This is a genomic window from Sphingomonas sp. A2-49, from assembly GCF_025548555.1.
Classification (GTDB): Bacteria; Pseudomonadota; Alphaproteobacteria; order Sphingomonadales; family Sphingomonadaceae; genus Sphingomonas.
The window spans coordinates 622,655-635,881 of record NZ_JAJLPA010000001.1 but is presented as its reverse complement, the minus strand read 5'-3'; the positions used below and the strand labels follow the sequence as shown (position 1 = coordinate 635,881).

Genomic DNA, 13,227 nt, shown 5'->3' with positions numbered 1-13,227 from the left:
AACGGAGCGTCCACGATGCGTCGGCGAGACGCAACAGGGTTGCCAATGATGCTACCCAGAGCGATGTTTTCGCGGTGGTAGGGATCTTCGTCGGTGTGACACACAAGCCGTGGTTCGACCACCTGGCGAGCCTGCATCCGGCAGACGTGAACTTCTGGCAGCCGTCCGGATCAGGCGAGTTCAAGGCGCTGAGGCCTGGCGACCTGTTCCTGTTCAAGCTGAAAGCCCCCTGGAACGCGATCGCAGGCGGCGGTGTATTCGAGCATGCGAGCCTCGCGCCGCTATCGCTCGCTTGGGAAGCGTTCGGCGAAGCGAATGGCAACGCGAGCCTGGCCGACATGCGCGGCACCATCGCGAAGCTGAAGCGCGTTCGGCAACTCGGCGACCGGGACGACCCCGTCATCGGGTGCAGGATTCTGACGCAGCCGTTCTTTTGGCCAGCGGACCGCTGGATACCGACGCCAACCAACTTCTCGGCCAACACAGTGGTCGGGCGCGGTTACTCCACCGATCAGCCTGATGGACTGGCGTTGTGGCGGGAGGTGCAAGAGCGGTTAGCCGCGACGCCAGCCGCACCTCAGGTCTCGACCGGCGACCGGTTCGGTAGCCCGACTGTCATGCGACGGCGCCTGGGACAGGGTGCCTTTCGCTTTGCGGTTACGGACGGCTACCGGCGGCGCTGCGCCGTGTCGGGCGAGCGGACGCTGCCGATCCTTGATGCGGCTCATATTCGCTCGTTCGCCTCGGGAGGCGAGCACGCTGTGTCCAACGGCCTGTTGCTGCGAACGGACATCCACAAGCTGTTCGATCGAGGCTATGTCACCTTCGATAGCCAGCTTCGCTTTGCCGTGTCAGAGCGTCTGAAGGCCGACTTCGACAACGGCGTCCATTACTATGCAATGCAGGGCACGACGCTGGCACGACCTATCGCTGGCTTCGATCCGCCGTCCTCCGAGGCGTTACGCTGGCACCGGGAGAATGCATATCTCGGATGAGTGCGGACCTGCTCTGCCGAGCCGGAGACGAGATCCCATCTCGTTTTCAGATCCCAATCTCGAAGATTTTCCCACGACCGGTGTCGATATCGAGCGTTTTCTCGGGTGTCGTAGTCGGTTTATCAGCACCGCTATGCTGGCCTTCGTTCGCCGCACTCGATGGCCCAGTGTGAGGAATGCCGCCGGCAGTCTCGAGTGACGAGGTCTTGCCGCCAGCGTTGCGAACAAGCTGACGCTGCAGGCCATCGGCGCGATCAACGATCAGGGTCAGCGTATCCCGAAGCCGCGTGACCGTGACCAGGAAGGTCTGCTGGTTGACGAGCTTGGTATCGCGCGTTTCCATGACGGCGATACCGGCGTCGGAGGTCAACCCCTGCGCCATATGGGCGTTGAGCGCGTAGGCGAGATCGAGCCGCTGGAGCATCGGATCAGCCCGCTTCAAATCCAGCTTCACGCCGAGTGAGGTTTCGATGCTGACCACGCCACGATCGATCCCGACGATCTGTGCCCGGTCCGCATTGAACAGCCCCCGGTTATGGTCGCTCGCCGTCCAGCGAATGCGATCGCGCTCATGGATCGTGAGATCCTTGCGCTCGTACAACTGCAGCCCGGTATCGCGCGTGGGTCTGAGCCGATCAGGCCGGAACGTCCGCTCCTTTGCATCGGCCCCGCGCACCCGGACCGTGCCCGCGGAGGCATCGACCGCGACGACCTCGGCGCGACCCTTGGCGAGCCGAACTCCGTCGCGGCGTTCCGACACATCGAGCACCATGCCGGGAGCATAGTTCTGCGCGTACCGCAGTTCCTCATTGGTGACATTGACCCGCTCCAGCACGATCAGGGCGAGGCTAGCGGGGCCGATCTCGCCGCGTGCCAACAAGCCTTCCTGAACCGTGCGGTCTATGTCGCCGCGCAACCGTCGACCGGATGCATAGATGGCGGTGCGTGATCGTTCATCCGACCCCAGCGACAGCCATCTGTCCGCAGCCTCCTCCGCACCACGGCCCGGCGCCTCCACCGTGAATGGCGCCAGTGCGGCCATGGCCTTCTCGACATTGCCGATCTGCGCCGCTGCCGCAGCAGCTTTCACCGCCTCGCCGCGTGCGCGGATATTCTGAGGCATATGCGCGGTGGTCGCGCCGGCCTGCTGCATGACCGAGAACGGTTTGCCCGCATCGACCGCCCCGAGCTGTCTCGCATCGCCGACGAAGGCCATCCGACCGACGCCGAGCAGGTTGGCGAGTTCGACCAGCTTCAGTTGATCGGCGTTCGACAGCATCGAGGCCTCATCGACGAGGATGGCGGTTCCGCCGAACGTCGCCAGCGCCGCGGTCAGCGCGCCCCTGTCTGGGCGCTCGCCAAGGAGCGGTGCGTTGGCCCGCAGGAATCGGGCAACGGTCATCGACCGAATGCCGGTCGCGCGCTCGAGCATCTGGACGAGCGTGTTCTGGACGGCGAGCCCGAGCACCTTCTGGCCGCGCTCCTCGATCAGTCTGGCGGCGGGCGCCAGCATGCTGCTTTTGCCCGCGCCGGCGACCCCCTGCACGGCGATGATGCGGTCGGTGGAGGACAGCAGGAGGACGCCGGCAGCCTCCTGACCGGGGTTGAGCACGATGCCTGAACTAGACTGCGCCTTGTGGCGCAGAGCGGCACCGGCATCGCCGAGAGGCAGGAAGCTGGTGCCGGCGCCGCGCCCTGCATCCACGGCCGAGAGGATCCGTCGTTCGACCGCGAGACTCTGGGCCGTCGTCATCATGTCCTCGGCGCGCCCAGTACCTGCAACGAGCTGACCGGTCCGCGTGAGGGCGGCCACGCGCGCCTCGATCTGATCGATGCCCGTGGGCAGGCCTGTGTCCAGCGCAGCCTTGTAGATGTCGGTTGTCTTGAAGGCGGCTTCACGCTGCACGAGGTGACGCAGCGCAGAGGCCACCGCATGCGCCGCGGCGACCTCGGCCGGGCCCTTGGAGCGCATATTGCGGGGCAGATAAGGATCGGACCTGGCAAGGCCGAGCCGATCGGCCAGCGCACTGACGAGATCCCGACCGCGTGTCGTCGCGGCACCCGCAGCCTGTGCCAGACGCTCCCAAGGAGAAGGCGCAGCAATCACCCGAGCCCGGGCTTGCTCGATGAGTTCGGGAAGGTCGAGACCGACTGATCGGGCGCTCTCCCGCCAGCCCTCGTAGAGCGCCTCACGGTCCGCGACGGGCGCCTTCTTGGACCGCGTCATCAGCGTCGCGGCGGCGAACGCCTCAGGCGTCTTCTGCGCCATCTCGGCGACCTTGGCGAGGATCTGCTGGCGCCGGGTGCTGAACGCCATGATCAGGTTGCGGCGGATCCCCTCGGCTTCGAAATTGCCATGCTTGCCGCGGTCACCGACGGCGTAACCCAGCGCCTCAACCTTGTCGCGGAAGCTCGCCATCGTCATCGCGTTGAACAGGGTGTTCAAGGACCAGAGCTTGTCGTTGTGGAGCGCGCGCCACTTGCCGTCCGGCCCCTGGGTGGCGTTCGCGACAATAGCGTGAAGGTGCGCCTGCGGCTCCTGTTCCCGGCTTGTGTCGTGCTCGAAGAGGGCCACGATCAGGTTGCCGGTAGCGACCACCTTTTCCTTGCCCTTGACCTCCATCCGGGTCTCGGCGGCGTTGCGCTCCGCCCACCCGAGCGTCTCCTTTACCGCGGCACGATAAGCGTCGAGGATGCGTCGATCACCACCAACCAGCGTGAGCAGCGACCAACTTTTGGGCAGCGAGAAAGTGAGGTCGATGCCGGCGCGGTGGCGCTCGGGGGTGCCGACCTGCGATCCGTCGGCAAGGCTGCCCTTCAGCAGCGCCTCGAACGTCTCCTTGTCGACATTGCCGGTCAGCCCGAGCGCGTCGGCGCCCTTACCGAACCACTCGCCCGATGTCTCCGCTTCGCCGGGCGAGTAGTAGTTATCGGCGGCGAAATAGCCGGCGGCGCCCTTGGCGGAGCGGACGGTTGCGACCGACAGCATGGCACACCTCTCAGAGCTCGATGCCGTCATCCGGTGCCGGTGTGTCCCCCGGCGCGACCCCGGACTTCAGCTCGCGCAGCGAGATGTTTTCCTGGCCGGGGAGGGGCCGTACACTGCGGCCCGCATCGACGTTTCCCGGGGTGCCGGGCGGCGGCGCGAAGGGAGATCGCTCCTTCCCGGACGCCGGACGGGTCGCCGGTTCGGCGTCTTCTCCCTGGCCGCCGCGCGGTGCTGTTCCGCCCATCTTCACCGCGCGCGATGCAGGCGGAGTCGGAGGCTTCATGAAGGCCGGGCGTAGCGGCGCCAAGGCGGGATTGGACGCGCTGGCAGGCACGTCCGCCGGCTGGATCGGGGGCTCTGTGGGACGTCGATCGGCATAGTCGAACAAGGGGCCGGATCGGGCGTCTGACGGCACCGATTGCTCTCGAGCATCGCTGCTCGGACCTGGTCCTTGGTCGGTCGCCCCGGGTGCATCAGCGCCGTCGGCAGGAGGCTCGTCTGGACGTCCGGCAATCCCGTTCCCGGCTTCCGAGAGCGCCAGTTTAGGCCGCGCGACGAACGCCTCAGCTCGGCGCGGGAAGTCGACGTAAGTGAGCCGGATCGGGGCTGCCGGAAAGCCGTCCGGGAACTTCAGATAACCGCGAAGCCGCTGCAGGTTCATGAGCTGATCTGGGAGCAGGAGCGGCTCGATCTGGCGCCTTGGCGTCAGGCTGACGGCGTCGCGGGCGTTGTTGTAGCCGTAGCTATAGCCTTCCTCCATCTCGCGATATTGGCGGTGGCCGATGAAGTCCGAGCACCAGGTGGCGGACTCCCGGTCGGCGGTCGCCAGGAACATCTTGGTGCGCGCGAGCGATGATAGCGTCATCGCCATGTTCTCGCCGTAGGTCTCCTTCAGCTTGGCATAGGCGTGGACGCCGGCGACGATCGCGCCGCCATAGTTGCGCACGGTCTGAAGGCCCTTTTCGATCGCGGGCAGACGGTGCAGCGCGCCGAGCTCGTCGAACAGGAACCAGAGCCGCAGGTCGCTCGAGCGTTCGAGCGTCATCAGCGTGTTCATCGCGGTGTCCATCCACACCGTCAGCAGGCGCGATGCGACCGACATGTCGACGTAGCGCGCCGAGACGAACAGGATCGCTCCGGGCTTGCTGTCGCCGATGACCCAGCGCTTGACCGAGAAGGGCGTCCCCGTCGTCGGCAGCATCCGGAGCGCCTTGGCGTTGGCGTTGAACACGGCGCGGATTGATTCTGCCATGCGGGCTGCTTCAGGGGCGGTGAGCGGGTCGGCGACGGTGCCTTCCATCAGCTTGTGGACGTGGGCGAGACTGGCCGTCATCAGCTCCGTGCTGAGCGCTGCGTTGGTCGCGCGACCGTCCCGGATAAGCTTCAGGCACATCTCCACGAACAGCATGCGTGCGGCGAGCACCCAAAATTGTTCGGAGCCTCCGCCATCGTGCGGCACCAGCGCCTCGGACGCGGCCGTCAGCTCGGCCTCGTCGCTGCAATCCTCGAAGATCGACCACATCGGACAGCGTGCATCGAGCGGGTTGAGGATGGTGTCGGTCGCCTCGTCGAAGAACGCCTCGATGAAGGCACCGGTGAGGTCGAACACCACCGCCCTCGCACCCTTTGCGCGGACCTGCGCGAGCAGGTCTCGCAGGGCGACGGTCTTGCCGGTGCCAGTGGTGCCGATCAGCATTGCGTGGCTCTGCTCGAGGCGCCACGGGTAGGGCACGCCAGCGAGCGAATAGGGCTCGTACAAGCCGGCTTCGCGGAGCTCTGCGGCGGACGCGTAGCGCCATCCCGAACCCAGCAGGCGGCGATATTCGGATGCCCGCTCGCGGGCGTTATGCGCTTCGATTTCAGTCACCAGCGCGGGCAGTTCGGCCAGGGTTGCGCCGCGCTCGTGGCGGCTTTCCTTGGAGCGTCGGCCGAACCACGCTGCCAGCCAGGCGAAGGCCGCGATCGCGGGGACGGTGATGATCGCGGCGAGCATTGCGGCATTTCCGGCAGCCGAGGTCATCCGGTCCCACGCGGCGAGCACGATCGGGTGCGCAGTGACGTCGGCCATCGGCAGCAGGACGTGTGCGCCCGACAGCGTCTCGAGGTTGACGGCCCTTGCCGGATCGAACTCGAACCAGGTGTAGATGCCGGCATAAAGCCGCATCCAGCAGAGATAGCTTTCATGATCGGACAGAGCCGCCGATACCCGCCACCAGCACAAGCCGGTGAAGGTCGCGGCCGTCACCATCAGCGGCCCTTTCAGACCCGCTGCGAACATAAAGCCGAAGTGGCCGAGCAACTGGCTGCCCCGGGTGAAGTTGGTGAACTTATGCCGCATGGGACTGGTCCTCCCGTGCGACGCGCTCCTGCCATTCCTTGATCAGGCGGGACCGCAGTTCTCGATTGGGATGTTCGGTCAGCAAACCGTCCATTGCGATCGTCATGAAGAGGATGTGATTGCGCTGTTCTCGCGGGTCGTAGGCCATTCCGAACACGTCGTTGATGACGAGCTGGCGGAGCGCTGCCGCGACCGTTAGGTCCCGCGCCCGAGCACGTGCCGCGAAGGCGGTGCTGAGGTCATCCGTTACATAGCAGGCGAGCTGAAATCGTCGTTGCATATCACGCATCCATTCGCATGGAGCGTGGTGGGCACTACGCAAGGCAGCGAGAACATAGACGGAACACGGGCTCTGCGTCAAGGACCAGCGGCAGGATTCCCGCAGTTTTCCGAGGGTGGTGATCAATGGTGAGCTGGTGGTCTTTGACCATGATACGCGCCACTGGTGGTCAGGCACTAAGCTGTTGATCTACCCACTATATTCCGGCGGTGCACCGCGTAAGGTGTGCTCCCTGTCCCCCTATGCCCAGAGATTGCTGGTTGCGGTCATCTCGCTGCCTTAACCCGGGATGATCAGTCGATACCGGAGGAGCCCAGGGCCGAGTGAGGCGGTGCTCGAAGCTTGGCGATCGAAGCACTTACGCGGCGGGGTGGAAGGCTGGTCGGACGGGTAAGCCAGTTCGCGATCAGAGACCAACAGCAATGAAGATTGGGCTCTGGACGAGCACGACAAGAGGGAGCGTTGCGCCCCCTCCGTCGTCAGTATTCGTCGTCCCGGCCGGCGGGTACGGTGTGGACGATCCGGTCTATCAGGTCCTGCATCAGCGTCTCGTAATCCCCTTCATCGGCCACCCAGTAGTGGGCATCGTCGGTCCGGATGATGTGCTGGTCGAAGTAGCTGTAGGGCGCCCGGGCCGCTGCCTTGGCGTAGGCGGCCATGAAAGCCTCGTGCTCCAGCACGGTGTTGCTGTCGTTGATGCTGATCGGGCTGAGGTAAGTCATCGTCCATCTCCTCAATCTCACGTGAAAGACGGAGGTCTCGCGACAGCGGGGAAGATCGGGGGTCAGGGACCGCACCCGCAGGGGGCGGCCGCGCAGCGGCGATGGGGGTCACGATTTTTTCGGCCGCGCCACCCGGCTCGAGATTAGGCCCCACCGCCTGATCGCGGCCGGAAAAATGGTGGGGCCCCGTCGTCCTTGAGGCCCGGTCTTCGCCGCTGTCATCCTGCCCATCGTTGAGCGAGTAGAAGAGTTCGGCCGGGGCGGGCTCGATGCCCGTCCCGGCCGATTGGATGCGGTGAGCCCTGAGGCGGAGACCTCTTTCGCCCGCCTGCACAGGAATCGCTTTCCTACACCTTGGGTGCGGATCCATTATCGCCAGCGGAAGGGGCTTCGACCGTAAGGAGATTGGTCGTGGCCAAGAAGAAGCCGAGCGCCTTGGAAGCGCTCACCCGACATGACGAAGAGCGTCTCGCGATGCAGACGAAGGGCGCCGAACTCAGGCGCGCGGCAGCACTCGAGCTGGGTCTAATCGTGCTCGACGCTGGCGGATCACGGCTCGGTGCCGACGCATTGCGGCGTCTTATCGCCGACGCCGTGGCTGCTCCCTCGCAAGACCGTGCGGCTCGCGAACGGGCTGGCAAGGCTGCTGTGCCTCGCACCGGTGCGGCAGTCGAAAGCGAGGAGAACAGCCATGGCTGAGCCCCTCGAGAGACACGATGTTGGCGATGTGGCGGAGGTCATCGCGATCATCGCCGATCCGGCAACCAGCTACTGGCTGCGCGATGCGATCATGTCCGCCTGCGCGCGCGATCCATTCGATGCCGAGCGTGATGCGATGACACTGGCGGCGCTGCTGACCCGCCGGCTGGACGCGATCGTCGCCCGGCATTTCCCGAGCCGCAAATAGCGTGAGGAGAGCCCCGGCGGCAGATTGCCGCCGGGGTGATCCGCTGAGGTCAGAAGGGGAGATCGTCGTCGATGTCGGACTGGCTCGCCCCGCCTTCGGCCGCAGGCTTGCCCCGGCTCAGGAACTGCACGTCGTCCGCGATGATCTCGCAGCCGTACCGCTCGACGCCCTCCTTGTCGGTCCACTTGCTGTAGTGGATCCGGCCGCGCACCGACACCAGCATGCCCTTGGTCGCGAACTGCGAGACCGTCTTGCCGAGCCCGTTGAAGCAGGTGATGCGGTGCCACTCGGTTTCCTTGGCCGTAAAGCCGTTCGCATCCTTGAAGGTCTTGCCCTCGCTGTCGCGCTTGGGGCGGCTGGTGCCCAGGCTTAGCGAGGTGACGCGGGTGTCGCCGCGGGTGGTGCGGGTCTCGGGATCGGTGCCGAGATTGCCGACGAGAAGAACGGCGTTGGTCATGGGGCTCACTCCAAAGGGTCGTCGGGACCGTCCCGATCGACGGAGCCCCGGCCATGGCGAGGCAAGCCGAGACGACGCACCGCAGGCCCGTCAGGGCCGGAGGGGAACCCCCGAGACCAAGGCTGGCGCGGGCAGGGAGGGGCGAAGCCCCGAGCAACACGGGCCTGGGCTCGAGCGGGTTGCTTCGGATGGCGCCCGCCATAGGGGTGAGAAGTCGATGGGAGCGGTCCTGACCAAGCCGATGGTCAAGCCCTGACGCTTCACCTTCGCCTGGAGAACAGACCCGCCGACTTACAGAGCCGGTCGCCGCCATAGCGCTTCCACGCCAGCGCATAGCCGCCCCGGACCATCGCACAGGAGAGGTCGCCCGTTTGCGGCGAACGGCACAACGCGCCGGTCCGATCGCCCCTGGCAGACCCGTTCGACACGCAGGTGAGGCGTGGTCCGCGAACCACGACGTGGCCGGTGCGACGGGTACCGCGGGCACCGCCCAAGAGTGAGACGAGGTAGTCACGTGCGGTGCGTCCGCTTGCCGACGGGCAGGGGTGGCCGGGCCGGCAAGTCTCGTCGATTTCGCGCGCGGCGATCCCCGCCAAACGAATACGCGGCCCTTCGGCGCACCAGATCGGTCCGTCACCATCCCACACCGCCACGGGCGTGCAGGTAAAGGTCGTGCCGGGCGCAACGGCGTTTGCCAAAAGAAGAAGCAGAAGCATTCACGGCCTCTTACCCGGTAGTGGTTTCGGGACCAGCAGGATCGATGGTCGAGCGCTCGCGAAGCGCTTGATGCCGAACGCGCGGCAGCTACTGCACAGAGGATGACGAACAGGTCGGCCGCCACTACCGAGACATCGCTTTACGCGCCGATCAAGCGCTACCTTGAGACCTGCGGGTTCGAGGTCAAAGGCGAGGTCTGTGGCTGCGATATCGTCGGCCTGGCCGATGGCGAGCCGCCGCTGGTGGTGATCACCGAGCTGAAGCTATCCTTCTCGCTCGAGCTCCTGCTCCAGGCCGTCGAGCGGACGCGATCCTCGGACCTCGTCTATGTCGCGGTGCCCGCAACACGTCGGGGCCGTGACAAGGACAGAAGGGTGCATCGGCTTTGCCGGATGCTCGGCATCGGTCTGCTCACGGTCGATCTGCGGCTGAGCAGCGTGACCGTCATCTCCGAACCGACTCCCTATAGGCCGAGGCCAAACCTGCCGCAGCGGCGGCGACTTGTGGCCGAGCATCGCCGGCGCAAAGGAGATCCGACTGCGGGCGGATCGACCCGCCGGCCGATCATGACCGCCTATCGCCAGCGGGCGATCGCGTGCGCTGAAGCCATGCGGGATGGAGCGAAACGCTCGCGCGATCTGAAGGCCCTTGCCGATGATGCTGGCGCGATCCTGTTGCGCGATGTTTATGGCTGGTTCGAGCGCACGGAGCGGGGGCTGTACGCCCTGAGTCCAGCCGGGTGGGATGCCGTCGGGAGCGGGGATGTCGCGGCCGCGGCAACCGATCAGCGCGAGGCGGCGTAGTCCTGAGCGACGCGCCCTCCGTTGCGCCTCGGCCCTTCACACAGAGCTTGATCACAGGGGCAAGGGCGCCGCCGAAGCGACGCCCAAGCGAGCGGTCAACCCGCTACGGAAGCGCCGGTCACCCGTGCGTTGTGCTTGGGATTGGTGCCGAGCGGTCCGCGACGATCGACCACGGCAATGCTCCGCTCCTTGGCCTGAATGACGAGCCGCTCCAGCACGCCATTGCCGGCGAATGCCACGACATAGCGGGGCTTCAGTCCGAGCATCTGCTCGTTGCGACGGAAGCCGGCACGTGCGCCCAGGCGCGTGTCGAGGCTGAAGCTGATCTGGGGCACCTTGTGACGCTCGGCCCATGACGCTGCGAGGCGGTCGGCGCCCTTGCCGTCGCCGCCGTGGACGAGGACCATGTCGGCGACGTTGGCGCGGACGCGGTCGAGCGTCTGCCAGATCGCATCGCCATAGGCCTTGGCATCATCGGTCGTCTGGAAGGTCTGCCGCCCACCGGCGAACACGACCGGGGTACCTTCGGGCATGGCGGCTCGGCGCTTGCCTTCAGCGCGCGCTTTCAGGAACTCGCGACCCTGCACGACCGCCGATGTCGTCAGCGCGTCGTGACTGAGCCGAGAGCCGCCGGCGGGCTTCCACGAGGACCCCGTCTCGGCGAGGTACAAGGATGCCGCGGTCTCTCGCAGGTTCTCGAGTGCGAGCATCTCGGCCTCGGCATCCTGGGCACGTTCGACCTGCTGCTCAAGCTCGGACGTATGGACTTCTGAGCCGTCGGCCGTTGCCAGCAACAAGCGGATCTCGTCGGTCGCACGGTCGATCCGGGTCGAGGCCTTCGTTGCCGCACGGTGGAAAAGGTTCACGAAGCCCCAGCCGAGTTCCTCGGCCTGATCCTCGAGGATCGTGTCGGTGAACAGCGCGAACAGGTCGGACCAGACGGCGGCCAGTGTATGGTCGATCGCCTCGGGTTCGGGACGGGCGAGAGCACGCGTTCCGCGAGCAGTAGTGATCGAGAGATGGCCGAGCTCCAGGGCGGCGAGCTGGGCGGCGAGGGTGGTCGGCATGGGAGGTCTCCTGTCAGACGCCGCATCCTTGCGGCGACGCGAGCCCTCCGACCCGCCGGCAGCAGGGACGCAGCGCCACCCACCGACAAGGCTGGCGCGGGCAGCCTCACCCGGTGCCCGGAACCGGGTGAGGCAACACGGGCCGCAGGCGGGCGGGTTGCGCGTGGACCGCCGGCGGGTAGAGGGCCTCTGCGGCCGCAGGTGGGGTCTGAGAGACCTTCTCTTGTGACCTCAGGCAACCAGCCGCGGCTGGAGTTCAACGGGCATGGCAAGCCCGAGTTCGCGGGCGATACGGGCCGCCAGTGTGGCGGGATCCACCAACTCCGCCATCCGTGCCCAGTGGTTGCGTTCGCCGACATAGTCGAAGCGGCCGCGGCATCTGCGGAGCAGGATCTCACCTCGGCCGAAGCCGCCGATCGAGACCTGCACATAGAGCTCTTCGCCGTGCAGGATGACCTCGCCGGAGACCGCCGGCCCGCCCGCGCAGACCCGTATCTCGTACGTGCCGCTGGCGAGTTGGAGCGCTTCCGCAAGCCGCCGGAGCGCGCGGCGTGCCTCCGTATGAAAGGTCCGCTTGGCGTCTGCATCATGGTCGACGCCGCGAGCGGCAAGCACGGTCAGCAGGGGTGTGCGGGCGATCTCGGCCACCGCCTGCCCGCATAACGACCGCAGCGCGGCCCGGTCGGGCATCTTGGCGCGTGCGACGGCCCCGAGATGCTGCGCCAGGAGCACGACGGCAGGATCGGTTTCGAACGGTTTGCCTGCGTTGCGGCAGTCCTTGGCCGCGGCCTGGATGGCGTGCAGGCAGGCAGCGATGGTGTCGAGGCCACTCGGATCGAGCGCCTGCGCGAAGCGATAACCGACATCGTAGGTCATGGGGTGTCTCCGACGGAAAGAGAGTGTCGGGAGCGGACGCGTGCTTTCGCTCCCGGCGGCAGGATCAGGCAGCGAGGAGGGCGTCCGGCGCGTGCGCAACGCGAGCGAAGCCCAGCAGGAAGGCAGACGCCTCTTCGGCCTTGGCGGCAGCTGTCAGGATCGCCCGATTGTCGGCCTTCAGCACCTTTAGCCAGGACGCGAGGTAGCTCGCATGGTCGTCGAGGTGATCGACCGGCAGGCCGAGTTCGGCGCCAACCATGGCGGAGGCGAGTTCGGCGACCAGTTCTTCCATGGCATAGGCATCGCTGCCGAACCGATTGCCCAGCGAGCGCGCGAGCCGGCTGTGGTGTCCCGTCCAGTGCGCCAACTCATGGGCGAGCGTGGACCGGTAAAGGTCACGTGACCGGAACGCGGCAGGATCGGGCATCGTGATCTGGTCGGCACTCGGCAAATAATAGGCTTCGCCGCCGCCGTGACGGATCGAGGCGGGGATCACGCCGAAGAAGGCGTCGAGCGCGTGGTCGCGCGCGGTCGGCTCGGGCAGCGGGATGGGCTCATGCCTGAAGCGTTCGGGCAGGCCGTCGATCTGGTCGACGTTGAAGACGGTGAAGCTCTTCAGGACCCGGCGTGCTTCGTCCTCGCGCTCGCCTGTCGCGGGATCTTCGACCTCCTTGCTGTAGCTCTTGTAGAAGATCGCGCAGGTGCCGCGTTCGCCCTTGCGGACCTGACCTCCGAGCAGTTGTGACTGATGGTAGGTCATCCAGGTCGGTGAGATGAAGCCGCGTGCCTGGGCGGCCATCCACAGCCAGATGACGTTCGCGCCGCGGTAGGGCGTTCCGCAGACGCGCAGCGGCCGTGAGACCGGGCCACCGGTCCAGGGCTGGCGCCACGGCCTAACGCCAGCCTCCAGGCGCTCGATTATGGCGTTGGTGATCGTTTCGGCGGGACTGACGGACACGGCGGAAGAACGTGTGGGGCGCATCGCGCATCTCCTCTCGGATAAGAGCCGGATCGGCTCGCCCCCGGCGACAGCCGTCTCCCCTCTCTCACCGGCCCCAAGACAAAGGGGCGGCCTC

Annotated in this window: 13 protein-coding genes; 4 read left to right on the top strand and 9 right to left on the bottom strand. The window is 66.4% G+C overall.

Features of this window, described 5'->3' with window-relative positions; genetic code table 11:
* Positions 1-74 precede the first annotated feature (74 nt).
* Entirely contained in the window at positions 75-995 is a 921-nt protein-coding gene (locus LPN01_RS03060; protein ID WP_262826864.1) for an HNH endonuclease, read from the top strand.
* Between the two features lie 46 nt (positions 996-1,041).
* On the opposite strand, the gene mobF is transcribed toward LPN01_RS03060, so the two are convergent.
* The 4 genes from mobF to LPN01_RS03040 all read right to left on the bottom strand — a co-directional run bounded on the left by mobF (position 1,042) and on the right by LPN01_RS03040 (position 7,324).
* Complete coding sequence (mobF, locus tag LPN01_RS03055) at positions 1,042-3,984, bottom strand: MobF family relaxase (RefSeq protein WP_262826863.1); 2,943 nt, start codon at positions 3,982-3,984, stop codon at positions 1,042-1,044.
* Positions 3,985-3,994: 10 nt separating this feature from the next.
* Positions 3,995-6,322, bottom strand: a complete 2,328-nt coding sequence (locus tag LPN01_RS03050) for a type IV secretion system DNA-binding domain-containing protein (protein WP_262826862.1) — start codon at positions 6,320-6,322, stop codon at positions 3,995-3,997.
* Positions 6,312-6,602, bottom strand: coding sequence for a hypothetical protein (locus LPN01_RS03045; RefSeq protein ID WP_262826861.1), 291 nt, complete (start codon positions 6,600-6,602; stop codon positions 6,312-6,314). Before LPN01_RS03045 ends, LPN01_RS03050 begins: the two co-directional genes overlap by 11 nt.
* Before the next feature lie 479 nt (positions 6,603-7,081).
* Positions 7,082-7,324 (bottom strand): hypothetical protein, encoded by a 243-nt coding sequence (locus LPN01_RS03040; RefSeq protein WP_262826860.1) that lies wholly within the window; start codon positions 7,322-7,324, stop codon positions 7,082-7,084.
* Between the two features lie 411 nt (positions 7,325-7,735).
* Here LPN01_RS03040 and LPN01_RS03035 point away from each other — a divergent pair, with 411 nt between their 5' ends.
* Positions 7,736-8,023 carry a DUF6437 family protein gene (locus LPN01_RS03035; RefSeq protein ID WP_262826859.1) on the top strand — a complete coding sequence of 96 codons (288 nt, stop codon included), beginning with the start codon at positions 7,736-7,738 and terminating at the stop codon, positions 8,021-8,023.
* Positions 8,016-8,231 (top strand): hypothetical protein, encoded by a 216-nt coding sequence (locus LPN01_RS03030; protein WP_262826858.1) that lies wholly within the window; start codon positions 8,016-8,018, stop codon positions 8,229-8,231. Before LPN01_RS03035 ends, LPN01_RS03030 begins: the two co-directional genes overlap by 8 nt.
* A gap of 49 nt (positions 8,232-8,280) precedes the next feature.
* Here LPN01_RS03030 and LPN01_RS03025 read toward each other — a convergent pair whose 3' ends face one another.
* Both LPN01_RS03025 and LPN01_RS03020 read right to left on the bottom strand, forming a co-directional pair.
* Complete coding sequence (locus LPN01_RS03025) at positions 8,281-8,688, bottom strand: single-stranded DNA-binding protein (protein ID WP_262826857.1); 408 nt, start codon at positions 8,686-8,688, stop codon at positions 8,281-8,283.
* A 260-nt stretch (positions 8,689-8,948) separates the two neighbouring features.
* On the bottom strand, positions 8,949-9,404 hold the full coding sequence (locus tag LPN01_RS03020; RefSeq protein ID WP_262826856.1) for a thermonuclease family protein: 456 nt from the start codon (positions 9,402-9,404) through the stop codon (positions 8,949-8,951).
* Positions 9,405-9,506: 102 nt separating this feature from the next.
* Here LPN01_RS03020 and LPN01_RS03015 point away from each other — a divergent pair, with 102 nt between their 5' ends.
* Entirely contained in the window at positions 9,507-10,208 is a 702-nt protein-coding gene (locus LPN01_RS03015; RefSeq protein ID WP_262826855.1) for a DUF2161 domain-containing phosphodiesterase, read from the top strand.
* 95 nt (positions 10,209-10,303) lie between these two features.
* Here the strand turns inward: LPN01_RS03015 and LPN01_RS03010 are convergent, their stop codons facing one another.
* The 3 genes from LPN01_RS03010 to LPN01_RS03000 form a co-directional block, all read right to left on the bottom strand.
* Complete coding sequence (locus tag LPN01_RS03010) at positions 10,304-11,275, bottom strand: DUF2493 domain-containing protein (RefSeq protein WP_262826854.1); 972 nt, start codon at positions 11,273-11,275, stop codon at positions 10,304-10,306.
* Between the two features lie 231 nt (positions 11,276-11,506).
* Positions 11,507-12,151: a hypothetical protein gene (locus LPN01_RS03005; RefSeq protein ID WP_262826853.1), complete on the bottom strand. Its 645-nt coding sequence runs from the start codon at positions 12,149-12,151 to the stop codon at positions 11,507-11,509.
* 64 nt (positions 12,152-12,215) lie between these two features.
* The gene (locus LPN01_RS03000; RefSeq protein ID WP_262826852.1) at positions 12,216-13,133 is read right to left on the bottom strand and encodes an ArdC family protein; all 918 of its coding nucleotides are present in this window, start codon (positions 13,131-13,133) and stop codon (positions 12,216-12,218) included.
* Positions 13,134-13,227: the final 94 nt, after the last annotated feature.